Annotated in this window: 21 protein-coding genes and 1 tRNA gene; 7 read left to right on the top strand and 15 right to left on the bottom strand. The window is 36.0% G+C overall.

Annotated elements, in window-relative coordinates:
- Positions 1-14: 14 nt before the first annotated feature.
- The gene (locus CORI_RS09190) at positions 15-1049 is read right to left on the bottom strand and encodes a low specificity L-threonine aldolase (protein ID WP_173031720.1); all 1035 of its coding nucleotides are present in this window, start codon (positions 1047-1049) and stop codon (positions 15-17) included.
- A gap of 176 nt (positions 1050-1225) precedes the next feature.
- Between CORI_RS09190 and CORI_RS09195 the strand changes: the two genes are divergently transcribed.
- The gene (locus CORI_RS09195) at positions 1226-3424 is read left to right on the top strand and encodes a TonB-dependent siderophore receptor (RefSeq protein WP_173031721.1); all 2199 of its coding nucleotides are present in this window, start codon (positions 1226-1228) and stop codon (positions 3422-3424) included.
- 132 nt (positions 3425-3556) lie between these two features.
- On the opposite strand, the gene CORI_RS09200 is transcribed toward CORI_RS09195, so the two are convergent.
- Positions 3557-3631 (bottom strand) — tRNA-Glu (locus tag CORI_RS09200).
- A 66-nt stretch (positions 3632-3697) separates the two neighbouring features.
- Here CORI_RS09200 and CORI_RS09205 point away from each other — a divergent pair.
- The 6 genes from CORI_RS09205 to CORI_RS09230 all read left to right on the top strand — a co-directional run bounded on the left by CORI_RS09205 (position 3698) and on the right by CORI_RS09230 (position 10958).
- On the top strand, positions 3698-4177 hold the full coding sequence (locus CORI_RS09205) for a hypothetical protein (protein WP_173031722.1): 480 nt from the start codon (positions 3698-3700) through the stop codon (positions 4175-4177).
- The gene (gene nfo, locus CORI_RS09210; protein ID WP_173031723.1) at positions 4174-5010 is read left to right on the top strand and encodes a deoxyribonuclease IV; all 837 of its coding nucleotides are present in this window, start codon (positions 4174-4176) and stop codon (positions 5008-5010) included. The genes CORI_RS09205 and nfo overlap by 4 nt, the downstream gene beginning before the upstream one ends.
- Positions 5011-5020: 10 nt before the next feature.
- Positions 5021-6250 (top strand): OmpP1/FadL family transporter, encoded by a 1230-nt coding sequence (locus CORI_RS09215; protein WP_173031724.1) that lies wholly within the window; start codon positions 5021-5023, stop codon positions 6248-6250.
- An 8-nt stretch (positions 6251-6258) separates the two neighbouring features.
- Positions 6259-7821, top strand: a complete 1563-nt coding sequence (locus CORI_RS09220) for a fatty acid--CoA ligase (RefSeq protein ID WP_173031725.1) — start codon at positions 6259-6261, stop codon at positions 7819-7821.
- Positions 7805-9532: an ATP-binding protein gene (locus CORI_RS09225; RefSeq protein ID WP_173031726.1), complete on the top strand. Its 1728-nt coding sequence runs from the start codon at positions 7805-7807 to the stop codon at positions 9530-9532. The genes CORI_RS09220 and CORI_RS09225 overlap by 17 nt, the downstream gene beginning before the upstream one ends.
- Positions 9533-9821: 289 nt before the next feature.
- Positions 9822-10958 (top strand): hypothetical protein, encoded by a 1137-nt coding sequence (locus tag CORI_RS09230; protein WP_173031727.1) that lies wholly within the window; start codon positions 9822-9824, stop codon positions 10956-10958.
- Between the two features lie 640 nt (positions 10959-11598).
- Here the strand turns inward: CORI_RS09230 and CORI_RS09235 are convergent.
- The 13 genes from CORI_RS09235 to rpsU all read right to left on the bottom strand — a co-directional run bounded on the left by CORI_RS09235 (position 11599) and on the right by rpsU (position 24376).
- Positions 11599-12192 carry an effector protein gene (locus tag CORI_RS09235; protein ID WP_173031728.1) on the bottom strand — a complete coding sequence of 198 codons (594 nt, stop codon included), beginning with the start codon at positions 12190-12192 and terminating at the stop codon, positions 11599-11601.
- A gap of 73 nt (positions 12193-12265) precedes the next feature.
- Positions 12266-13153: an NrfD/PsrC family molybdoenzyme membrane anchor subunit gene (nrfD, locus tag CORI_RS09240; RefSeq protein ID WP_173031729.1), complete on the bottom strand. Its 888-nt coding sequence runs from the start codon at positions 13151-13153 to the stop codon at positions 12266-12268.
- An 11-nt stretch (positions 13154-13164) separates the two neighbouring features.
- A complete protein-coding gene (locus CORI_RS09245; RefSeq protein ID WP_254064918.1) occupies positions 13165-13833 on the bottom strand; it encodes a molecular chaperone in 669 nt (222 codons plus the stop codon).
- Between the two features lie 10 nt (positions 13834-13843).
- Positions 13844-14398, bottom strand: coding sequence for a 4Fe-4S dicluster domain-containing protein (locus CORI_RS09250; RefSeq protein WP_173031731.1), 555 nt, complete (start codon positions 14396-14398; stop codon positions 13844-13846).
- 1 nt (position 14399) lies between these two features.
- Positions 14400-16694 (bottom strand): molybdopterin-dependent oxidoreductase, encoded by a 2295-nt coding sequence (locus CORI_RS09255; RefSeq protein WP_173031732.1) that lies wholly within the window; start codon positions 16692-16694, stop codon positions 14400-14402.
- Positions 16695-16814: 120 nt separating this feature from the next.
- Positions 16815-17582, bottom strand: a complete 768-nt coding sequence (locus tag CORI_RS09260; RefSeq protein ID WP_173031733.1) for a hypothetical protein — start codon at positions 17580-17582, stop codon at positions 16815-16817.
- Positions 17583-18365: 783 nt separating this feature from the next.
- Positions 18366-19721 carry a coproporphyrinogen III oxidase family protein gene (locus tag CORI_RS09265; protein ID WP_173031734.1) on the bottom strand — a complete coding sequence of 452 codons (1356 nt, stop codon included), beginning with the start codon at positions 19719-19721 and terminating at the stop codon, positions 18366-18368.
- 396 nt (positions 19722-20117) lie between these two features.
- On the bottom strand, positions 20118-20615 hold the full coding sequence (locus tag CORI_RS09270; RefSeq protein ID WP_173031735.1) for a YajQ family cyclic di-GMP-binding protein: 498 nt from the start codon (positions 20613-20615) through the stop codon (positions 20118-20120).
- Entirely contained in the window at positions 20616-21548 is a 933-nt protein-coding gene (locus tag CORI_RS09275) for a D-2-hydroxyacid dehydrogenase (protein ID WP_173031736.1), read from the bottom strand.
- Positions 21549-21550: 2 nt separating this feature from the next.
- Positions 21551-22732, bottom strand: coding sequence for a glutathionylspermidine synthase family protein (locus tag CORI_RS09280; protein ID WP_173031737.1), 1182 nt, complete (start codon positions 22730-22732; stop codon positions 21551-21553).
- Positions 22732-23334 carry a UPF0323 family lipoprotein gene (locus tag CORI_RS09285; RefSeq protein ID WP_173031738.1) on the bottom strand — a complete coding sequence of 201 codons (603 nt, stop codon included), beginning with the start codon at positions 23332-23334 and terminating at the stop codon, positions 22732-22734. The genes CORI_RS09280 and CORI_RS09285 overlap by 1 nt, the downstream gene beginning before the upstream one ends.
- A complete protein-coding gene (locus tag CORI_RS09290; RefSeq protein WP_173031739.1) occupies positions 23331-24068 on the bottom strand; it encodes a helix-turn-helix domain-containing protein in 738 nt (245 codons plus the stop codon). The genes CORI_RS09285 and CORI_RS09290 overlap by 4 nt, the downstream gene beginning before the upstream one ends.
- 95 nt (positions 24069-24163) lie before the next feature.
- Positions 24164-24376, bottom strand: coding sequence for a 30S ribosomal protein S21 (rpsU, locus tag CORI_RS09295; RefSeq protein ID WP_169943001.1), 213 nt, complete (start codon positions 24374-24376; stop codon positions 24164-24166).
- Between the last annotated feature and the right edge of the window lie 63 nt (positions 24377-24439).

The raw sequence follows: 24439 nt of genomic DNA on the forward strand, positions 1-24439 counted from the left end.
ATTTTATTATTAAATCAAAGCGCCTTAATATCTCTCACAAGAGCTTCCACATCCTCTTTTGCGCTGGACCAGCTTGTGCATACTCTGATGAAATTTCCCCCGTCTTTCGTCTTGTAAAAATTTGCAAACAGATATTTTTTACTCAGCTTTTCAAGCTGCTCATCGGTTAGGATGAAAAACTGCTGATTCGTATAAGAATTCGCCTGAGCCTTTATGCCTTTTGCCTCAAAAGCTTCTCTTATCTTAAGTGCGTAAGAGACTGCATTTTTGCAAATTTCAAAGTATAAATTATCGCTAAAAAGCACGTCAAACTGAAGCCCAAGCATCCTGCCTTTGGCTAAAAGCGCGCCCCGCTGCTTCATAATATGCCTAAAATCTCTTTTAAGAGCGTCATTTGTGATGACAACGGCTTCGCCAAACATCGCTCCACACTTTGTCCCTCCTATATAAAAAATATCGCTAAGTGTTGCGACATCGCTTAAATTTAGATCGCAATGCTTGCTAGTAAGTGCATACCCAAGACGCGCGCCGTCTATAAAAAGAGGTAAATTTCTTTGTTTGCAAACCCTACTTAGCTCGTTAAGCTCCGCCTTAGAATAAAGCGTGCCGCTTTCTGTAGGAATAGAGATATAAACCATCCCGGGAGCTACGGTGTGACATCTTACGGGATCGTTTTCGTAAAGCTCGCAATACTCTTCAACCTGAGCGGCACTTATCTTGCCGTCTATTGAAGGCAGGATCAAAACCTTATGCCCACCAGCTTCTATCGCGCCTGTTTCATGCACGGCAATGTGCCCGCTATCAGGAGATAGCACGCCTTGATGAGGTCGCAATATCGAAGCTATAACGACTGAATTAGTCTGCGTGCCGCCTACTAAAAAATGCACATCCGCATTAGGCGTACCGCAAGCCGCTCTTATCTTGTCCGCTGCGCTTTTGCAGTATCTATCATCGCCGTATCCCAGAGTTTGATCATCGTTGGTTAAAGCAAATTTTTCAAGTATTTTTGGATGAACTCCGCTTGCATAATCGCACTGAAAATGTATCATATTTCCTCTTTGTTATTTTATTCAAGCCCGAATTATACAACAAAATTATTTTTAAGGCTTCAAATTTAATTAATCAAATTAAATTTTTTGATATTTATTTAATTCTCATTAAGCTTTTTTTATTAATTCATTAACTAAAATAACAACGATTATTAAAATCCATACTAAGGCAAAAAATGAAAGTATCTATGGCTTTATCTATTTTACTGGTTTGTCCAATTATATTATCGGCAAATAACGATCAAAATTCGCCGGTAAATTTAAAAACATCCAAGATTGAAGAGGTGGCTGATTTAGATATCACCGAAAAAACCGGCTCATACACAACCTCTCAAATGACTACCGCAACAGGACTTGAGTTATCCATAAGACAAACTCCTCAATCGGTAAGCGTAGTAAGCAATAAGCTTATAAAAGATTTGGCTTTAAACGAAGTAAGCGATGCTCTTGGATACTCAACGGGAGTTTATGTAAATTCCGAACTGGGCAGAAAAAATATGCAAATTCGAGGCTTTAATATAGACAATGTTCAAGAAGATGGAGTCGCATCTTCAGTCGCAACTTCACTCCAAGGAGATCTTGGTTACTCAAAAGAGATGAGTTCTCTTATATTTTACGACAGAATCGAGGTTTTAAGGGGCGTAGCGGGTCTTACTCAATCAAATTCGGAGCCAAGCGGAACTATAAATCTAATACGCAAAAAACCTACGAAAGAATTTCAAGGATCAGGCAGTTTAAGCGCTGCAAGCTGGAGTAACTATGGAGGAAATTTCGATATTTCGGACAGTCTAAATTCAAGCAAGACTATAAGGGCTAGATTTATAGGAAGTTTAAACAAAACAGGATCTTTTAAAGATACTATCTCGGGACAAAAAGAGGCTGCGGGAGTAATGTTTGGCTTTGATATAGGCGATAATAGCGTATTAAATGCCGGCACTATATATCAAAAAACAACCGGAGTGTATGACGTTTATGGAATCCCTTCAGTTGACGGCAACGGAAATTTATTAAATTTAGATAGAAAATCTTATTTTGGAGCCGATTGGAGCCAAGACAAATATCAAAAAATAAATACTTTTGCGGATTTAACTCATTTTTTTAGTGACGATTGGAGCTTATCGGGCAAGATTAATTACACCAAAAGCGAGGGAAATTTTAAATTCGGACAACTTTGGGGAGTTAATCCTTACGGCTCAAGAACTCACTTTATAAGAAGGCAAAAATTTGGAAATTCGGGCGATGAAATAAATTTCAAATTAGATTTGGTCGGAAAATACGAACTACTAAATCAAAATCACGATTTTTTTACAAATGCCGGAATTTCAAAAGAGAAATTTACCACACAAAGCAAATGGGGTAGAAATTTGCAAGGATATTCGATATATGACTTTGATGCAAAGAGCATACCTGAGCCAAATTGGGATTTAAACTCAAATTTAATCCTTAATAACAAAAGCCTCACAACAATATATCAGCAGTCCGTAACAAGCGGAACAAGGATCAATTTTACGGATAATTTACATCTGCTGGCAGGTGTTAGATTTAGCAGAGTTAAAAGAGAAAGCGCAAGCGAAAATTTATTAATAAATATTTCTACGAATAACCAAATAATGACCAAGAGTAAATTTACTCCTTATGCAGGTCTTACTTGGGATTTTGCTCAAAACCACTCTTTTTATATAAGTTACGCAGAGATATTTAAGCCTCAACCCGTAAAATCAAAAGACGGTAATTATATAGAGCCTTTAGTGGGTTCAAGCTACGAAACGGGTATAAAATCGGAATTTTTTGACAAACGCTTAAATACGGCTATCGCACTCTTTCGCATAGAGCAAGAAAATAGAGCCACATCTGATATAGCGGATCCGACATCGTTTTTTGCCGACGGAAGAGTAAGAAGTGAAGGATTAGACATTGAAATTTCAGGCGAAATTTCAAAAAATTGGCAAATTTTTGCAGGATACACTTTAAATAAAAGTAAATATGTAAAATCAGAAATCACGAGCAGAGATACCGATACTACAAAAGGAGCGCTTGCGAATGCATATACGCCAAGACATATATTTAGGTTGTATACGAGCTATCAGGTGCCGACATTTGAGGCTCTTAGAGTATCTACAGGAGTTAGATATCAGTCAAAAACAAGCTCAAAATACAAAAAGACGCTTGCACTTACTCCACCCGATCAAGAAGCTTACGCTCTTTGGGATGCAAACATAAACTATAAGATTAATAAAAATTTCGATATAGGATTTAACGTCAAAAATATAACCGATAAAAGATACTTTTTAAATACAAGCACAAGAGTTGCGGGAGGAAGAAATTATTACGGAGATCCAAGAAATTTCACACTAACTATCGACTATACTTATTAAATTTAAATTTTCAGGTCTATCTTAATAGTCCTGAAAATAAAAAACCGCTTTAAATCTTACATAAAATAATTGTCTATTAAGAAGTGTAATGCTACAATTTGTGGTTTTATTTTTGAGATTTTATAAGAAATTTGGTGACCCATACGAGACTCGAACTCGTGTTACCGCCGTGAAAGGGCGATGTCCTAACCGCTAGACGAATGGGCCACTGAATTGCGGAAATGTGATTTTATCTCAACAATATTTAAAAATAGCTTAATAAAAAGTGAGTAAATGTATAAAATATTAAAAAATTTGTTTTTTGTAGCGATAGTTTTTTTGATTTCGGGTTGCGCTTCGCTTAAAACTCCTAAAATTTCAAACAGCTTTCAAATCACTATACTTTCGCCGGCTATTAAAATAAACGACGTAGGGTTTTTGCATAAGAGTAAAAATTCCATAAATTTGCAAATTTATAGCTCGGGCATAAATACGCTAAATATCAAAATTAACGATAAAATTTGCACAAATCAAGTGTGTTACGAAAAACTGGAATTCAATAAAAAATTCTTAGGAAACGAACACTACGAGGAGCTTTTTAGCGAAATTTTGCAAAGAAAGCCGATATACAACCGAGCAAATTTAGAAACAAATTCGTGCGGATTCAAACAAGATATAAGCAAATATTCATTAAAATACGAAGTTTGCCATGAAAAAACAAGTTTTCAGGACACAAAAAATCGTATAAAAATAATAATTAAAGAGCTTAAATGAAATATATCGGAGCGCACGTAAGCGCAAGCGGAGGCGTAGAAAATGCGCCTTTAAATGCGATGAAAATCGGCGCAAACGCATTTGCATTGTTTGTCAAAAATCAACGCCAGTGGAGTGCAAAGCCTCTAAGCAAGGAAAATATTAGCCAATTTAAAGAAAATTTGCGCCTTGCAAACATAAGCCCCAAGCACGTCTTACCGCATAATAGCTACTTAATAAATTTAGGCCATTTTGACGATGAAAAACGCCAAATTTCAATAGACGCTTTTTTAGACGAAGTCGCTCGCGTAGAACAACTCGGGCTTGAACTTATAAATTTTCATCCGGGCTCGCACTTAAAAGAAATTTCAACCGAAGCCTGCTTGGACAACATCGCAAATTCTATAAATTTCATCCTTGAAAATAGCCAAAACGTAAAACTCATCATCGAAAACACGGCAGGTCAAGGAAGCAACCTCGGCTTTAAATTCGAACACCTCGCATACCTCATCAACAAATGCAACGACAAATCCCGCATAGGCGTTTGTCTTGATACATGCCATACGTTTGCCGCGGGTTATGACATAAAAGAAAACTACGATAAAACCATGAAAGAATTTGACGATATAGTAGGCTTCAAATATCTTTGCGCGATGCACTTAAACGACACCAAATTCGGTCTTGGATCAAAAAAAGATAGGCACGAGAGTCTAGGCAAAGGGTGTTTGGGCTCTAAGACTTTTGAAAACATAATAAAAGATAAAAGAACTGATGAAATTCCCTTGATACTTGAGACTATTGACGATAGTATTTGGGCGGATGAAATTAAATTTTTAAGAAATTTTACAAATTAGGAGGTAATTTATGAAAAAATATCTGATCGGCTCTTTGGTAGCCTGCACTTTTTTAAGCGGTGCGGGATTTAAAATTTCAGAACAAAGCAACGACGGAACGGCTCTTTTAAACTCAAACGTCGCCACAAGCTTTGGTCCTGACGCATCTTATTACAACCCTGCAAATATGATGTTTTTAGATGATTCTAGGCACTATTTTGAAAACTCGTTTTCGTATTTGCACCTTAACAAAATAAAATTTACCGATAAAAGCGGTCAAAAATACGAATCAAAAGCGGCAAGAGCTTTTGTTCCGACATTTCACTTCGTATCGCCTGAATACTACGCAAACTGGAGATTTGGTCTTTCTTTATTTGCTCCTGCAGGAATTGCGATGAGATGGGATCATCCTGCCGCCAAAGCAACCGCACAAAAATTTCAGCTAAAAGTTTTTGAAGTAAATCCAACCGCAGCTTATAGGATAACTGACGATCTTGCCATAGGTTTTGGTCTAAGAGCGCTTTATTCTCAAGGTAGGGCTTCAAGCGAAGCGATGATACCTAGGGCTGGAGCAACAAGTCGCACACTAAAAGGCGACGGTATAAATTTTGGCTACAACGTAGCGCTTACCTATAAACCTACCGAAAATTTGAGCCTAGCTGCGACTTACCGCTCAAAAGTAATGATGAAACTAAAAGGAGATGCCAAGATAGACGTGCCGGTAGGTGCTGATTACGATAATAAAGCAAGAGTAGAAGTCCCTATGCCTGCTGCTCTTGTTTTGGCTACTTCATACAAATTTAAAGACACGACATTTATGTTTGCATATGAGAGAACCTACTGGTCGGCATGGAAAGAACTAGACTTTAACTACGATAACGCAACTGCGGCTCAAAACGCAAATCCATTCTTTCAAGCATATGACAAAGCCCACCCAAGAGATTGGAAAGATACCAACTCATACCGCTTAGGTGTAGCTCACGATGCTACAAACAAGCTAAGAGTAATGGCAGGCTTTATGTATGACGAGGCGGCTTCTCGTGCCGATAAAACAGGATTTGAGCTACCTGATACTAAATCATATGTCTATTCCGCAGGCTTTAACTACAAATTTAGCGACGACTTGGAATTCGGGCTTGCTTATATGTACCAAGACAGAAAGGCTAGAGAGGTTACTAGAACTATACAATTTTATCCGGACGGTAAATTTGAAAAAGCAAACGCCCAAATCGTAAATCTAGGTGTGAAATATAAATTTTAAGGCACAAAATGAGTTACATTTATCAAAATTTCTACGAGATGTTTAACGCCTCTTATCATAAAGGTAAAAAGAGTATAGCCATATACGGCGAAGGATACAAAAGAAGCTACGGCGAGCTAAAATTCGAGATAGACGCCATAGCGGCATATCTGCAAAGCTCAGGCGTAGGTTTTGGCGACAAAGTGGCAATGATAGTTTCAAATTCGGAAGAATTCATCACATCTTACTTTGCTATTTCGGCTATCGGAGCGGTAGCCGTGCCTATCAACACCTTCTTAAAATACGAGGAATTTGAATACATACTAAACGACTGTTCGGCTAAAATTCTCTTTGCTACGGCAAATTTAGCCAAAGAGATCAAAGGGCTTGAAACCAAAACAAACATTAAAAAGATAATCTGGATAGGCGATTTTGAAAATTTAAACGAAACAAACATCAGCTTCAATCAAGCCAGAATGTGCAAGATAGAGCTAAATTTAACCAAGCAACCGACTCTTGACGATCTGGCTCACATCATCTACACCTCAGGCACGACCGGCAAGCCAAAGGGCGCAATGCTAAGCTACCGCAACGTTTTTTCAAACATCATGGGAGCGATGGAGCTTTTTTATATCGGTAAAAAAGATAGATTTATGGTCTTTTTGCCGATGTTTCATAGCTTTACGCTTACGGTCATGATACTGCTTCCGATATTTTCGGCAAGCTCGATGATACTCGTTAAGTCGGTCTTTCCTTTTTCAAACGTGCTTAAGCAAACTCTGCTTAAAAGAGCTACGATATTTCTTGGCGTCCCTGCCATTTACACGGCTATCGGCAAAGCGAAAATTCCATGGTATTTTAAGTGGTTTAACTGCGTAAGGCTCTTTATCAGCGGCGCGGCGCCTTTAGCAGAACAAACCATAATTGACTTTAAAAAGAAATTTCCGCGCGCAAAACTTCTTGAAGGCTACGGTCTTAGCGAGTGTTCGCCTGCGGTCGCGATAAACCCAAGCAATAGACAAAAGATAGCAAGCGTTGGGCTTCCGCTGCCTGGATATGAGATAAAAATCGTAAATGACGAGATGATGGAAGTGTCTGTGGGCGAAGTGGGCGAGATCATCGTAAAGGGTGATTGTGTCATGCAAGGCTACTTAAATATGCCTGACGCAACCGACGAAACCATAATGAACGGCTGGCTAAGGACGGGCGATCTTGGTAAAGTCGATGAAGACGGATATCTCTTTATCGTGGATCGAAAAAAGGATTTAATCATTTCAAAAGGCATTAACGTATATCCAAGAGAGATCGAAGAAGTTCTGTTTAAGATCGAAACCATCGAGGCTGCGGCAGTAGTAGGCATACGCGATGCGCACGCGGACGAAGAGGTCGTGGCGTTTATACAGTTTAAAGACGATATGAGCACGGATGAAAAAACCATAAGAGCTCATCTTAAAAAGCATTTGGCTAATTTTAAAATTCCAAAACATATACATTTCGTAAAAGAACTGCCTAAAAACGCTACGGGCAAGGTTTTAAAACGAGTTTTAAAAGATCAAATCGCAAAGGGCGAACTAAGTGAAATATCTTCTTGAATTTATCGGCTCAAACGCCAAAGACTCAAATTTAAGCGCGCTCATAAACTGCAATGAAAATGAGGCTAAAATCCTTCAATTTCTAAGCAAAGCCTACATAGACGGTAGCGCTCAAAACAGCGTTTATGACGTGCTTAAAGCTATATTTGGTGATGAGAGCGGATATAAATTCCTAAATCATTTAGAAGATATCAGATCACTTATTGATAACGGCTGGATAAATCAAAGCTTTAGTATATTTAAAACCGCCGAAACCAAACCCAACCAATCAAATTTACTAACGCTTTTGCACGTAGAAATTTCACTCTCTGCGGCGTTTTTAAAAATTTTAGAAAACGGCGATGTTAGTATTAAAATGCCCCAAATAACCGCATACGATGATCACTTAGAATACCTTAAAGATCAATTTTTACGCATCGAGCTTTATGCCAGACTTGCTCTTTTTGATCCAAATAGCACAAATGAGGCTAAAAACAGGCTTCAAAAAGAGATTCAAACTCTTGGCGAAACGATAAAAAAACGCCTAAATTTAAGCAAAATCGCCCTTGTCGTAGAGCAAATTTTTAAAGAAAATTCGCTTGATGAAAATGAGCAAATTATCTTTTTAACCCTTTTAAAAGAAGAATATGCAGGCGAATTTGACGGAATGCGAGATCTAAACGCTCTTGTGGGAATTCTAGGCGGAGATGAGTTTCAAAGAGCGAAAAACAGATCGCTTCTTGATGAGGGCTCAAAGCTAATTGAGAGCGGGTTGGTTGATTATGACGAGGTTTTAAGCGCGCTTGGAAACATAACGCGAAGCTTTTTTATAAATGATGATATTTTGCAGCGCATAATGCATCCTAAAAACGAGAAAAAAAGCAAAAAACTTGAGCTTGCCAGCATAGTCAAAGAACAAGATATTTTTGAGCTAATCGAGCCTACCTCAAGTATCGAAGATGTAGTTTTAAAAGACAAGACAAAAGAGCTAATGGATGCGATTTTAAAGCAAGTTGATAAAAAAGTCTTAACGCGTCTTTCAAGCTGGGGGATCAAATCTCGCCGCGCCATAGACGTTAAGATCATTTTTTACGGAGCTGCGGGAACCGGCAAAACAATGAGCGCCATAGGGCTTGCAAAGAGTCTTAAAAAGATGGTTTTAAGCTTTGACTGCTCTAAAATTTTAAGCAAGTACGTGGGTGAAAGCGAACAAAACGTGCGTAAAATTTTTGATACGTATAAGGAAATTTGCACTAAGAGCAAGAGCGAGCCAGTGCTGCTTCTAAACGAGGCTGATCAGTTCTTAAGCACAAGGACGGAGAGTTCAAGCGGGGCTGATAAGATGCACAATCAAATGCAAAATATATTTTTAGAGCAGATTGAGAAATTTGAAGGTGTTTTGATAGCGACGACAAATTTCTTGCAAAGTCTTGATAGTGCGTTTTCAAGAAGATTTGACTATAAAATAGAATTTAAAAAGCCTGATTTTGCGGCACGCCTTGCGATTTGGCGAAAAGTAATGCCTGAAAATGCGAGCTTTGAAGATGGATTTGATATAAAAGAACTTGCCAAATTTGACTTAAGCGGCGCGCAAATCATGCTTGTGCTTAAAAACACGGCTCTTAAAGTTGCCATTAGAGATGATGGAATTTTTACTCTTAAGGACTTTGAAAACGAGATAAAACGCGAAATTTCAAGCGCCTTTGACGAAGAGAAAAAAGTAGGGTTTTAATAAACCAATCTATAGAAATTATTATAAAATTTCTAAACAAATTTTAGTTTTTATAATTGGCTTAATTTATTATTATCAAAAACTAAATTTACGCTATAAGTCAAATTTAGATATTTTCTAATATAAAAAATTGCAATAGTAAAAGTTTTAAGCAAATATCAATTTATACAAAACTTTTAAAATTTATATAAATTTTATTTTTGATTATTAAATACTCATGTTTTATTTTTCAAACTTATTTAATAAATTTTAAAATATAATTCATTAACATAGCTTTGAGGTTCTCGTCATGGAAAATATTTTTTTGGAATCATATGATGTCTTTAAAATTTATCCTGCTAATAGCGGCAAGTTGTACACTGAATTTTTAAAAAACAACAGACGCTATCAAATCACAAGATGTTATTATGTTATAGTTGTGGATAATGTATTTTTAACATACTCGCATTTAATGCTATATGAAGAGTGTTTGTACTTATTATTTTCTCAGAATAGACTTCAAAACGGCGACTTCTCATTTAAAATTAAAAAATCAGACCTAGCAAAAAAATTTAAAACGGATATTACAAAAAGTGCAACTGAAACTATAAAAAGATTCCATGAAATGGAACAAGTAAAAATCAGCATATTCGTAAAGGATAAAATCCAGCAACAAATGAACATTATAGAACACGTCAGCGCCGTCTTGACAGATAAATATAGTGATCTTGATGACGAGATCACTGTCAGACTAAATCCTGAATTTGTTAAACTTTACAGGTGTTCTTACTTGGATAAAATAGAATATTTGAATAGTTTTAATCAAGAACAAGGGGCTTTTGTTAGGTATTTCATGCAGCATGAATTAGACGGCGGTGTTAAAAGCTCGGCCATACTTGATAAGATGGGAGTTTTGGAATACACTCCTTTTAGCCGCAAAAAACGCATAGAGCAAGAGATATCGAATGTTGAGTTTTACTATAAGAATGAAAAGTTTTTTATCAAAGACGGCTTTGTAGTTTGTGATGGCAAGACAACAAGAATAGTAGATAATCAAAATGCGGCCATAGAACTTTATGAAGTTATACATAAACAAATAAATATAAACCTTACACGCCACATAGTCCTTGACGAACAAAATTTACAACCTTATTATGATCGTTTTGGAAACTTTGCCTCTGCAAATGAGTTGTTCAAAATTTTAAGCAATATGGAACTTATGCTAAATACATCACTTCAGCCAAATCCTGGAGACACTGCTTATTTTTCCCATTTTTTTGAAAGTGTCATATGCAAACAAGATGAGAGATTTAAAATTTACATTGAACTTAGCATAAAAGGCTTTGAATATTTATTATCAAAGCGCGCAAATCTCGATTTTTATAATGTAGAGTCAGAAGACTATGGTCTTATTCCTTATTCTAAGCTCAATTCTTGTGCCAATTAATCTTTTTATTTAATAATATATAAAATTTAATACCCTAAAACTCTTAATAAATTTAACATAATCTCAAAATAATAAAAAATATAGCAATATATTAATTTTTTTGTAAAATATTAAAATTTTACAAAAATATGCAAAATGGAGCTTTTAATAGTTTTGATGTTTTTGTTGCCGAGGCTTTTCTTATGGTTGAAAACTGAATAAATCCATAGTAGTAAAATTTACTGCTACAAGTATTTTGCACTGATTTTTATGATGATATATAAATTTACAGTGCTTCTAATAGATAATTTTAAAGGATAGACTATAAAGAAAATTGAATATCAACTCTCCCAAGAGAGGCGATTATCGACATTTTAATCATCTTGCATTAATTAGCCCTTCTTGCAGATGTTTGCGTAGTGCTTGTTTAGTATGAGAAATAGTCCTTGTAGTATAAAAGATTCTTATATCTATTTCTTTTTATGGTACTCATGCTTACAAGATACGGATTAAAACACGATACTTTTATTACTTATATTGGATTTATCATAGTTTTGCTCATGTGGCTTAAATGAAACATAGTAATAGTAGTTTTGTCAACAAAATTTGTACCAAATCTTGGCAGAGTCTTAAAGTTAAAAAACAATCGCTCTTTAATGATTTAATCGATACTATTTTTTAACTGCTCCAGAAAAATATCTAATTCGCCTATTTTTTGAGCTTTTAAGAGTAAATCATTCATCAACAACATCTGTTTTGTGTACTCATGATCTAGTATATTTTCAATAAAATTTTTGCTATCGCTATCATCTAATATCGGATGAAGATCTCTCCATATATCAGTTATCCACCACCCGCATTTTGAAACACAGTCAAAGCCTTTGAGTGTAGTATGCTTTATATCCAACATAACATTATCAAGAATATTTATATCGCTTGTTACAAAATCTGCATGTCCAAGCAAATTCAAAAACATACGATATCCAAGACTGGAAACATTATTTTCACAAGATATACGAAACTGAAAAATATTGTCTTTAAAATTTTGATGCGATATGCAAATTTGATGTTTTTGAGTGAAATTTGGATAAGAATTCAAAGATTTATTGTCTATATCAAGGTACCACAAAGAGTCTGGATTTTTTCTTTGAAATTCATCAAATGCAAATATTATAAAATCTTTATAGCTCCTATCATTGGCTTCAAAAAAATTATAATGTAAAATATTTTTCTCTTTAAAAGCTATAAATTCCAATCAAAAGCTCCAAAAGCAAGGTAAGATTAATTATAACCTTACCTTGCATAATTTAAAATAAAGGAGAAGTAGATTAAAAAATATAAAAAGCTCCAAAAATCATAAATACTCTTAAGCAAAAACCGCCTATCAGCACGGCTATTTCATTTACGATACTGCTATTTATCTCTGCATGTGCTAGACAAGTATTGCCGTCAGTAGTTACACAACAGTTATTTCCCAAAAATACCCCGGAAGCACTTACAAGAGGCAAAAATAAACCCAATAGAACAAAGCCTATCCAAAATACAGGAGCCAAAGTGCCGGATGTTATAAATGAAACACTTGCAAATCCTGCAGGTTCACGACTGACTATAGCAAACAGCATGATTATGCTTATAATCTCAAGTAGAACCAAAACAGCATGAAATTTATGCACACTGTGAGTTAGTCTATGTCCTGCTTGTAATGTAACTATAGCATTTGCGCTAATTCCTGTTGAAACAGCAGATATAACAAATATAATCGGTACCCAAATGCTAGCCCAAAGCGGAATAGCTTTAACAACATATAACAAAAGCCCTGTATAACCCATAACCCCTATAGCCAAAATAACTCCGAGCATAAGCATATGATCGCAAATTTTATTAGCTTTAAGCGCTTTTAAATATATAAGCAAACTGACAATGATGAAAAAAGTAAGCAAATAAGTTCCTATACTCATCATTGAAGTAGGCTGAGTGTAAAGCTGTATAATTTTAAATGGATTAATTGCCGCACTAGGTGCCAAATCAAAAAGTAAAAGTACAGTGCCCGTTATAACCGCTACAGGCGCCAATAAAAATCCGAATTTATAAAATCTTTCATTTAATTTTCCAAAAAATCCTTTGTAAGCCAAAGCCGAGCCAAGAAAAGCTCCGGCACCAAGACCGCCCAAGAACAAATAAATGACTATCAGCCATCCCCAAGTTGTTTGTTGCATCTTAATTCCTTTTATTTTTTGAAGCCATTAAGACTTTTTCTAAACGAGGCTAATTTTATAATTTCTTTTTCAAGATATAAATTTAAAAATCCCCCGAAATTTTTCCAAGCTAGCAAATTTGATGCTTCGGTGCAACGCTTTGCAAATTCACTAAACCACTGCTTAGGATGAGAATCAAGAAATTCTTGTTTTTGTCTAATAATCTCAAAAAACTCATCCATATTTTCGTTTGAAATTTTGTTTAAAGCATTAAAGCTCATAAAGTAAAGATATTGAAACTCGTATCCGATAAAATCATCTGGAAATTTGTCAAATTTTGTATCTTCTACTTTAAGACCTGCGGCCTCGTAAAATCCTCTAACCTCCATGGTTTTTTTACCAAATAGCGTCTTATAATCAAAATAAGTTGATTCATAAGGTAAAGCTTTGGGGCGACGAGGACCGACAAAAAGAAGATTAAATTCATACCTAATCTCATCAATCAAGGCTTTTTCATACTTGCATTTTAAAAATTCAGATACAAATTCATGCTCTTTTAGCTCTTTACCGAAGTTATCGGTTAAACTTAAGTTCTCCTCTAAATTTTCTTCAACCAATGGCCGCAAGAAAATTCGCCTTAAAAAGTCTTCAGCGCAAAGGCTTTGTTCTAATTTGGTTTGCACTAAGCTTAAATTTTGCACTTCCTGCCTTTCAATGAATAAACTCATTTCGTTTCATTCTAGGATAAAAACGAATATTTGGTTTTGTAAACAGATACTTAAACCCTACCATCTCTTTTTCCATGCCTGCACTGTCACTAACTTCAGTGTCTGATAATTTTAATACACCGCACGGACATCCTGCCACACAAGCCGGTTCCTCTCCACGTTCAATCTTTTCTGCACACAGGTTACACTTTTGAGCTTTGCCGTCAAATCCTTTGGTTATAGCCCCATAAGGACACCCGAGCAAGCAATATCCGCAACCTATACACCTATCATGAATCGGCTGGACAATACCGTTTTCTAGCTTTTCATAAGCTCCAACCGGACAAACGTCCATACAAGCAGGATTATCACAATGATGGCAAGAATGAGTGATAAATATCTCTTTTTCTATACTATCTTCATGTATCAACATCATATCAACATGTCTCCAGTTAATATCGGGGTGTTGGTTATGATATACTTGGCATGAAATTTCACATGCTTTGCAACCTATACAAAAATTATAATCAAATAAAAATCCAAGTTTTCTCTTTTGCATTTTAAGCTCCTGTTTCTTGATGCGCTGCTTTTTTTACTTCGCAAAAGCTTGCGGTATAAGTCGAACCATTTCCTAAATCACTCACTCCGTCGGAACAAAGTATATTGGCTCCTGTGCGCGATTTGGTTACTTTAACCCATATATTGTTCCACGCATAGCAAATTCCGGGCTTCATCTGTGAAGTCTCAATTGCCGTAAATATTGCGGTTCCTTTTTCGTTTGTAGCTTCAACCGTATCGCCGTCTTTGATGCCGCGAATTTCCATATCTTCACGCGTCATAAACAACTCTGCATTACCCTTGACAATAACACGCTTTAAGATATAAGGCATATTTCCCCAATTTGAGTTGTCTTGAAGTTGAGTACCTGGCGTCATGAAATAAAGCGGATATTTTTTTATATAATCTTTACCGAATTTTTCATTGTAATAATCCCAATCATCTTTTAGATCGATGACAGGATGATAGCCTGCTTCTTTAAAAGCTTTTGAGTAAAGCTCGCATTTCCCACTTTCAGTACCAAAAACTAACTTATCTTTCGGGGCGTAAGGGTAGTAAGGAAACTGATCTTTCATACTCTCAGGTGTTCTATGTGGTTTTATCCAGCCAATTTTTTTAAGCTTTTCGTAAGTTATATTTTGCTTTTTAGCAAATTCGGTATCCAAAAAGCGCCTGCACACCGTCTCGCTGTCCCAATCGAAACACTCTTCTGTATAACCCATCGCTTTTGCAAGAGCGTTAAAAAATTCTAAATTTGTCTTTGCTTCGCCAAGAGGCTTGACGCTTTGCGCATTATAGCAAACATAGCCTGAGGCTTGATCGTTTTGTATATCTTCACTCTCCATAAAAGTGACGCCCGGAAGCACATAATCGGCATAGTCGCAAGTGTCTATATCATACGCATCAATTACAACCAAGAAAAAATCTTCATCCATTAAACGTTTTTTAATTAAATTCGTATTTGGAGCCGTTACCATTAAATTTGAATTATAGTGAATACAAGCTCTTATAGGTACAGGAATAGGCTTATCAAGATATGTGGCACCTTCTTTTTGAATACCTTTTCCAAATTCTACATAGCTTATTGATTGACGTTGTATTTTATTGCCATCTTTATCGCGAGGCGCAAGATCGGGCATGCAATTTTTAAAATTAAAAATTCCATTAAGCGAAGCTGCTACTGAAGCCCAGTATATTCCTCCGCCTTGTTTAATAAGACTTCCCACAAGACAAGGCAATATAGTAATAGCACGGGTTAATCTAGCACCATTAAAATGTCTTTGTCCGCCATCTCCACGTATTATCGCAGGCGCTTTTGCATGAGCATATTCACGAGCAAAAACTTTGATCTGATCTACGCTTGCACCACACATATCAGCCAATTCTCCGTAGGTATACAACGAGCACTCATGCACTAGATCTTCAAAGCCCATAGTATATTTTTCTACAAATTCATGATCGTACAAGTCCTCCTCTATCAAGACTTTGCATACTGCAAGACAAAACGCAGGGTCACTTGACGGACGAAGCTGTATAAACATATCGGCTTGATTTGCCATAGGTACGCGAACACTATTTACGACGATGATTTTGCCGCCTCTTTTTTTGACACGGTGAGCAAATCTCACCCAATGAACGGCAGTATAGGATTCATTTGAGCCCCAACTGATATACATATCACTCTCATCTACTTCAAGCATATCTTTTGAAATTATAGTGCCAAGTACACTTGGAGTGCCAACACGTCCAGGCCAATCACAAGGATTGCGAACTAACCTTGTCGCGCCGTATTTTTCAAAGAAATTTCCAGAAGATATTGTTTTAGAGATATGCCCCTCATTTCCTGAATAGACAAACTCTGTAAGCGCTTCACTGCCGAATTTCTCTTTTATCTCAGTAAGTCTAGCTGCTATTTCTTTTAGTGCTTGATCCCAACTTATGCGTTCCCATTTCCCTTCGCCTTTTTTGCCTACACGTTTCATAGGATACATTATACGGTCTGCATTATATAAATGCATAGCATAAGTATAACCTTTTACACAAGCTGTTCCTTGTGTAAGTGGATGATTGGGATCTCCTTTTATGCCAACCATTTTACCGTCCACTACTTCAGCTATTAGTGCGCAGGCATCACGACAGTTTCTAGGACAGGTCAAGTGATAATATTCGACATTTTCACCTTTATAAGATTTTGGTTTGAAATCTACTTCAAACTGTTGCATCCCAAATAGACTAGGCGAACTACCGGCTACTGCTAGTCCGGCACCAACACTCTTCAAAAATGAACGTCTTTGCATAAATTCTCCTTTAAAAAGTTCTTGTTTTATATCAAAGATAAAAACTCTATCTTCTTTACTTTCTTGCAAAAAATAAAATTAATTATCTCTGACGACTAAACCTTAGGATTTGATGCCTTATCAAACCCAAACGCCTCTTTCTATCTCTTTTCTTTTTAAATTTGTTGAATAATTTTTATTTAAAAAATGGGCATACTTGCTCCGCGCATCCATGCCGACAATATAATATTTTAAAACATCCTTGTTTTCTTTTGAATTTAAATTTTCATTAACAACAAAAGCATACTCTTTAACTATCATTTTGTCTGCACTATCAAAAATTACTGCAGTCCAGTCTGAACAAATATCATTTGGCGTGGAAACTATTATGAATTTATTAGAATTAGAATCGTATTTCCAAGTTAATATATACTTTTGTTTTGCAAGAAGAGTTAAAAAACTGCCTTTGTCATCTTCATTTATTTTAAATTTATTCCATCCTGCAAGCAAGTGTCTCTTTTTATCATTTTGCTCTTTTTTACTAAAATTTTCATTAGACTCATAGCGGACAAATGATTTGTTGCAACTTATCGTTTTACACAAATCCTTATACCACCTTGCACTTACTATTTTTCGAAGCTCAAGCGTAAAATACTTATCGTGTTTTCTATATTTAAGTTTATTTAAATTCTCATCGGTAATATAAAACTCATTTTCAAGAGAATACAGAGCAAATTGCTTTTTGTCTGCATCGGTAGTTATAGGATTATCATTTTGTATTTTTAGACTGACTGTGCCGCTTAAATTTAATATATTTAAATTTCCAAATGCTCTATTTTTATTCTTTTGATAAAACTCAAAACAAAACACAAGAGCAGTAATGGATACTAATATTAAAATTTTTTTCATCTTGCATTCTTCATTTTGGCAGTTCTAGAAGTTCTGGATTCTAGCCAAAACTAATAGCTCCACCAATGGTTTTTCTCCCAAAACTATTTACTCATATCAATATCAAAGCCTATTCCTGACGGTGTGCTTGCACCCAATAGCGGCAGACTAAAACGACAAAAGCCTGCAAGTAATTTAGGCCAAAAATCCTATTTTTTCAAACCTGAACAGTAAAAGCAATGAAATAAAAAAGTAATAATAAAACTAGAAACTCCATGAAAAAATTCTTTTTTACAATATAGTTATTTTAAACTTTATTGTAGTTTACTTAAGCATATAATATTACTTTATTTATTAAGATTTTCTTAATAAATATATTTTTATTTTTATATAATGTATTTTATACGCCAAGCAGATGAAATAATATGTAATTTATTAAATTTAAAATATATATTTAAATTTTTTTAATATAAATATTAGATAACTTCTTAAAATAATAATTATATTTATTTTATTAAGTTTATTTTTATATTTTAAATATAAGATAACCTGGTCTAAAAGAAATAGATATTCTTAATTTTAGTCATTTTTTAAATTCTAAAAAGAATAAAGATAAAAAGTTTTTACACAAAAAATAAAATTGATATTTTATAGCAACTTGTTTGATTAATCACAGCTATAAAATATTTTACAATTTAGAAGTTTGTTTAATATTCTTAAAATAAAATCTAGTATAAAATTGCATATTTCTTGTATAGTTAAAGTTCAAATTTGAGCAAATCTCTCAAATTTGAACTTTAACTTTTAAACTGCAGCCTTTGGCGAGATGACCGAGTTATCGAAATTTGGCTCGGTGTTTTCTTCCATTATGCGTAATTTTTTGCTTCGCTTAATCTTTGCATCATCCTTAAATATCGCTCTAACCTTATCCATACCCGCATAAAAATCGCGCATCAAAACAAGGCAGATATACTTACCAAAAAACGTAGGTTTAATCACTCCGTTTTCTTCATAGATAGCATTTACAAGTTTAAGCAAATTTAGCTCGACAAAGAGCTCTTTATGGATGTTTGCACGGTTAAATTCATTGTATTTAGTTATATCGACTCCACCGTCAAAAAGCTCAGTTAAGAATATGTATTTAAGGCGATCTTTTTTAGTAAAGCTGCATTTTGCGATGACCGGGCTTTCGTGATTTTTAACCATTCTGCCGTAATCAAGCAGGTTAAACGCGTTTATGAGAAGCTCTCCGTTTAAGAAGCTAAACGCACCGCTTCCAACGCCAAGATACTCATGGTGGCTTCCTACGTATTCATCGCGTAAATTTGCATTATCGCGACCAAATGCCCAAGCGTTGCTTTGGTGATAATCACTGAAATTTTCACAAATTAGCTCATAAAACTCGCGCTCGTTATCACTGTCATCCACACCAAGAGATCTGGCTATCGCATCGCGAGTAAGGGGTGATTTCATAAGCGGATAGAAGGTTATCTGCTCCGGAGCAATTGATTTTGCGATTTTTATATCCGTTAAAAGCTGCTCTTTGGTTTGATTTGGAAGATTGAAGATAAGATCAAGGCTTATCGTAGGCAGTACTCCCATAGCCCTTTTCAGCTTTTCTTGCAACACTTCGCTTGAGCCAAAGCGATCATATCTGGCTACTTTTTTTAAGATGTCATCGCTAAAGCTTTGCACGCCTACACTTAGACGGTCGATCAGTCCTTGAAATCTCTTTAAATTTTCAGGCTCTATGTGGTTTGGATCGCTCTCGCAGGATATGTCTTTGATATCAAAGAGTTCTTTTGCAAGCACAAGCGTCTTTTCAAGTTCAGGTTCATTTATAAGTGTGGTTCCGCCACCGACATACATCGACGTGAAGTTAAATCCCGCCTCTTTAACCTGTCTCATCTCTTCGCGTAAATTTGCAAAATAATGCACTGCAAGCTCTTGTTCGTAGTGATATTTATGAAAAGAGCAGTAAGGACAAAACGTGTGACAAAACGGCACGTGCGCATATAGCATATATTCGGTATCAGGCTTTGGAATTTTGTTAAATTTGTTATCCAAAATGTTTATATTTAGTCCGTTATAAAGTGACTTTTGCATAGAATTATGAGCATAATTAACTGCAAATTTCTCTATAATATTCTTAAAACCCATAATTAATTATCCTAACTAAAATATTTTTTAAACTTTAAATAGTACCTAAAATTTTATTAATTTCTTCTTTTTATTTATCACGTTGATCTATAAAACAACCGCCAAGTGCTAATTTTACATATATAAAATCAAAATTTTATATATCTTGTATCAACGGCTTATTTTCTAAAATCTATAAATTTCAAGCCTTATAATTTATATTGTAATAAATTTAGAGCCAAAATAAAAATCAAATTTGTTCTAAAAGCTTTTACAATCCGGATAAAATTTGATCTTATAAAACCTACTCCAAGATAGCCACTTACGATATCTTGCTTTGCTATAAATTCATTTTTTTATAGATATCTCAGATTTAAAATCACTCTTAAATTTAACTCTTCCGTTTTAAGCAAAAAATTATTTTAAATTTTTAAAACTAATTGGAAGCTCTAAGTTTAAGCCCTTAACTATCCTTATACACTCTTGCAGATCGTCAATCGACTTGCCGATTACTCTCACCTCTTCGCCTCTTATTGCGGCGCTTACTTTTAGTTTGGCGTCTTTTATTGCCTTTGTGATCTTTTTTGCGTTATCGCTATCAAGTGTGTCGTTTAGCTTAAGAGTGGCTTTTATATTGCCTCCGCTTGCGCTTTCTCGTTTGGTTTCGCTAACCGCCACAGGCGGTATATTGCGCTTGATAAGCTTTGAGATGACGATATCTTTTAACGCGTCGATTTTATTATCACTTGAGCTAAGAAGAGTGATAAATTTGTCCTTTTCGTTTAGCTCTATTTCAGCGGCGATGCCTTTAAAATCATACCTTGCGGCAACTTCCTTTTTGGCGGTTTCAAGTGCGTTTTTTACCTCCATCAGATCAACTTGCGCACTTATATCAAAGCTATGTTCGCTAGCCATTTAACTCTCCTTTATAAAATCTTCTATATTTTTTACTATCAAATTTATGAGCTTCTCGCGCGCCTCTTTGCTCGCCCATGCAACATGCGGAGTGATTATCAAATTTTCTTTGTTTTTGATACTTAAAAGCGGATGATTTTGCCTCATCGGCTCACTTTCAAGCACATCTATGCAGGCTTTTAAATTTCGCTCGTCTATCGCCTTAGCAAGTGCGCTTTCATCGACTATCCCGCCACGTCCGAAATTCATAAGCACTGCGCCTTCTTTCATCAAATTTAGCTCTTTAGAAGAGATTAAATTTCGTGTTTTTTCATTAAGAGGAGCGTGTATGCTTACGATATTACAGCTCTTTAAAAGCTCGTCTAAATTTTGCCTTTTAAACTCGGCGTTATCGTTTGCTACACTTGTTGAGTAGTAGCTCACGTTTGCGCCAAAAGCCATAGCTATCCTAGCCACGCTTCGTCCTATCTCACCAAGTCCTATGATGCCGAAATTCTTGCCGCTTATCTCGCCGATAGACCTATCTAAATTCGTAAAAATTTCGCTCTTTACCCACTCGCCGCTTTGCACATAATCATCATAAAATTTAATGCGATTTACTAACGCTAACAAACAAGCAAAAGTATGCTGCGCAACACTGTTAGTCGAGTAGCCTGCGACATTTTTAACGGCTATGTTTTTAGCTTTTGCATAGTCTAGATCAACGTTATTCATGCCGGTTGCACTTATGCAAATGAGCTTTAAATTCGTTGCATCCATAACATCACGGTCGATTATAACTTTGTTAGTTATCACGACATCGGCACCCTTTAAACGCTCTATAGTCTCAATTTTATCGGTCTTATGATAGCTTACAAACTCGCCGAATTTAGCAAAAACATCAAGGCTAACGTCGCTTCCTAAAGTTGAAGCATCAAGGCAGACTATTTTCATGTTTACCCCTTTATGTAGTGTCCCACGAATTTAGAAGCGTTGTTTAAAATTTCTCCGCCTTTTCTATACCCGAGCGCGCAAGCCTCATAAGCAAAAAAGACTCCCGCCTGATAACTATCACCTCTTTCGTCTTTGTTAAATTCGTAAAATTCCTGATATATGGCTCTGTTTGCGCCGTATTCGCCATCACTGCTAACACTAACACTTCCGTCAGCTTCTATAATGCTAACGTTTGCTCCTTCACGCCCAAATATAGGCTTTTTAACGCATTTTTTACTTACTAACGGTTTGTCTGAAGCCTCAAGCAAAAGCGGATGATTTGGGTAAAGCTCCCAAAGAATTTTTAAAATTCCCTTGCTTTGAAACATCAGCGTATAAGCAGGATTTAAGATAATGGCTCTTTGATTTGCCATTATATTTTTAAGAATTAATGCAAGTTCGCCCTCCTGCACGGCGATATCTTCCCATGGAATTAGCTTAAACCAGTACTCGTAATTTTCGCCACCCTTAAATATACCCTCTTCATCGTTAAATTCAACCTCATCGACATAGGCAAAATCCGCATGAAATCCCGCCTCTTTAGCGATATATTCAAGTAGTTTTACGCTCTGTTCATCCTCAACACTGCCGGCAATAGAGCTAAAGAGAATTTTCCAACCCTCATAAAGCTTGCTAAATTCGCTTGTATCCTCGCTAAGTGTTACAAGACGCTTGAAATTTTCTTTCAAAGCTTCGTAAAGATCGTTAAACTGCGAGCTCTCATCCATGCCGTTAAATTTCAAAATCGCCCATTGGATGATCGCCGTTTCAAATATCGCAGTCGGCGTATCGGCATTAAATTCGATTAGTTTTATCGGCTTTCCGTTAAGTCCACCTGCCAAGTCAAATCGCCCGTAAAGATGCCAATGAACCTCGTTTTCCCAGCTTTCTTTTACGAGATCGACAAGGTTAAAAGGTATGCCAACCTCGTGATAGAGGTTATTATCTATTATATGCTGGCCTGCGGTTACAAACATATCGTATAGCTCGTTTGCCGCCTCATAGTAGGCTTCAGCCTCCTGCTCGCTAACTTCCACAAGCTCATCTGCAATATAGGAGCTATCGTCACTATCGGTATGCCAAGCAAAGCCTATGCTTTCTAAAAACGCCTTATCTAAAGGCTTAACTTTTTTTAAATTTATCATCATCCACCTACTGATTGATTGGTCTTGCTTCCGCTACCGAAAAATCCACTCTTGCCGCCCGCAGGCTTGCTCGCCGAGCTTGTAGCCTTGGCTTTATTAAAGCTATCAACGCTTCTTGAGTAAGTTGAAGGATTTTTATAAGCGCTCTGGCGATGGTTTTGAAAACCTTGGTTATTAAACAGTTTGCTACCTATCCAGCTTCCTAAAATAGCGCCCGCAGCCGAAGCCAGTAATGTCTCGCCGAGACTAAGCCCACCGCTACTAAGCTGCGCATCAGGCTTTGTCAAATTTGAAGTGCCGTTATCGATCTTAGCGTTTTCTTCGGCGATTAGCTTATCCATCTCCTCTTTTGTTAGCACCCTTTCAGTGCCATCAAGCTGCTTTAACACGACTCTGGTTTCGCTGCTTGGATACTCTTCAAGCACCTTATAAGACCCTTTCGCCGTCTCTTCGATGATAACAAACGCTCCTTGCGCTTGAGTATCCTCACGCACTACGCTTTGATCTTCTCCTCCACCGCTGCATCCGGCAAGTCCTGCCATAACTATCGCGCCAAATCCGCCAACAGCCGCATAAGTCGCTATTTTTTTGATTCTTTTCATATTTCACCTACTATCTGTTTTATTGATTTTTCGTTTCTTACCCATATCACGCCGTCTTTAAATTTGATAAATTTCGACTTGCCGATATTTTTAATGATCAATTTTTGTATCTTTTTTTTCTTTTTGTTTTTTGAATTTAATCCATTTAAAAACTCGCTCAAGCTGAGCCACTTTTTGCTCTTGGTTTCATCTTTTTCTTTGCTTTTAAATTCACTATAAGCTTGAGTTTCGTGAACCTCTTCGCTTTCATCAAATTCCACATCGATAGGGCGGATATACTCGCCGTTTTGTCTTGCTAAAAGCGGGCGCTCAAGCATTTGTAAAAAATATCTAAATTTCTCGTCTCGCTCTTTATAAATTTCAGATATTTCATCTTTATTAGCGATTAAAATTTCCTCTTTTTGAACATGCAAACGATCCTTATCCTCTTGCAAATTTCTATTTTGCTCTTTTAGCTCCTCAAGCTGCATTAGTAGAAATTTGATAAATTCGCTTTTTTCTTCTGTCGTTTCGCCTAAATTTTCACTAACATTTTTTGTAGATTTTTTAGTGCTCGGCTTGGTTGTTTTAGATTTTGTTTGTGGCTCGTTAGTGGACTTATCATCTTCGATTAAAACGTATTTAACGCCATTTTCGTCGATTGATTTTAAACTTTTTCGTCTTATCCTGTTATAAATCGCCTCTTTTGTTATACCTAAAACTTCGGCGGCTTCGCTAACGGATAACTTACGCATAAATTTCCTTTTCTTTAAAAATGCAGATATTATGGCAAATTTAGGCTAATAAAGAAGTTAAACTAACTAACACGAAGTTAGTTAGTTTAATTTGGTTAGAGTTTTGACTCGTAGCGTCTAAGCATATAAAGACGTTTAAGCATTTTTTTACGAGCTGAAATTTTTTGCTTTTTGCGAATTTCAGTCATAGGCTCGAAAAATCTTCTTGCGCGAACTTCCGTTACGATAAGATTTCTATCGACTTGCTTTTTAAATTTCCTATACGCTTCGTCAAAAGACTCATTAGGATGTACCTTGATTCCCGGCACGACCCTCACCACCTTTCGATATAAAATAGAGTGCGATTATACTTAAATTTTATTAAATTTCAA

Source organism: Campylobacter sp. CCUG 57310 (assembly GCF_013201975.1).
Lineage (GTDB): Bacteria > Campylobacterota > Campylobacteria > Campylobacterales > Campylobacteraceae > Campylobacter_A > Campylobacter_A canis.

What these genes read in the sequence shown, in the direction of transcription:
- CORI_RS09220 (WP_173031725.1), top strand. Translation starts at nt 6,259, where the DNA reads ATGAGTTACATTTATCAAAATTTCTACGAGATGTTTAACGCCTCTTAT.
- CORI_RS09250 (WP_173031731.1), bottom strand. Translation starts at nt 14,398, where the DNA reads ATGCAAAAGAGAAAACTTGGATTTTTATTTGATTATAATTTTTGTATA.
- nfo (WP_173031723.1), top strand. Translation starts at nt 4,174, where the DNA reads ATGAAATATATCGGAGCGCACGTAAGCGCAAGCGGAGGCGTAGAAAAT.
- CORI_RS09260 (WP_173031733.1), bottom strand. Translation starts at nt 17,582, where the DNA reads ATGAAAAAAATTTTAATATTAGTATCCATTACTGCTCTTGTGTTTTGT.
- CORI_RS09280 (WP_173031737.1), bottom strand. Translation starts at nt 22,732, where the DNA reads ATGATAAATTTAAAAAAAGTTAAGCCTTTAGATAAGGCGTTTTTAGAA.
- CORI_RS09265 (WP_173031734.1), bottom strand. Translation starts at nt 19,721, where the DNA reads ATGGGTTTTAAGAATATTATAGAGAAATTTGCAGTTAATTATGCTCAT.
- CORI_RS09270 (WP_173031735.1), bottom strand. Translation starts at nt 20,615, where the DNA reads ATGGCTAGCGAACATAGCTTTGATATAAGTGCGCAAGTTGATCTGATG.
- CORI_RS09215 (WP_173031724.1), top strand. Translation starts at nt 5,021, where the DNA reads ATGAAAAAATATCTGATCGGCTCTTTGGTAGCCTGCACTTTTTTAAGC.
- CORI_RS09190 (WP_173031720.1), bottom strand. Translation starts at nt 1,049, where the DNA reads ATGATACATTTTCAGTGCGATTATGCAAGCGGAGTTCATCCAAAAATA.
- CORI_RS09230 (WP_173031727.1), top strand. Translation starts at nt 9,822, where the DNA reads ATGGAAAATATTTTTTTGGAATCATATGATGTCTTTAAAATTTATCCT.
- CORI_RS09205 (WP_173031722.1), top strand. Translation starts at nt 3,698, where the DNA reads ATGTATAAAATATTAAAAAATTTGTTTTTTGTAGCGATAGTTTTTTTG.
- CORI_RS09285 (WP_173031738.1), bottom strand. Translation starts at nt 23,334, where the DNA reads ATGAAAAGAATCAAAAAAATAGCGACTTATGCGGCTGTTGGCGGATTT.
- CORI_RS09275 (WP_173031736.1), bottom strand. Translation starts at nt 21,548, where the DNA reads ATGAAAATAGTCTGCCTTGATGCTTCAACTTTAGGAAGCGACGTTAGC.
- CORI_RS09195 (WP_173031721.1), top strand. Translation starts at nt 1,226, where the DNA reads ATGAAAGTATCTATGGCTTTATCTATTTTACTGGTTTGTCCAATTATA.
- CORI_RS09290 (WP_173031739.1), bottom strand. Translation starts at nt 24,068, where the DNA reads ATGCGTAAGTTATCCGTTAGCGAAGCCGCCGAAGTTTTAGGTATAACA.
- CORI_RS09255 (WP_173031732.1), bottom strand. Translation starts at nt 16,694, where the DNA reads ATGCAAAGACGTTCATTTTTGAAGAGTGTTGGTGCCGGACTAGCAGTA.
- nrfD (WP_173031729.1), bottom strand. Translation starts at nt 13,153, where the DNA reads ATGCAACAAACAACTTGGGGATGGCTGATAGTCATTTATTTGTTCTTG.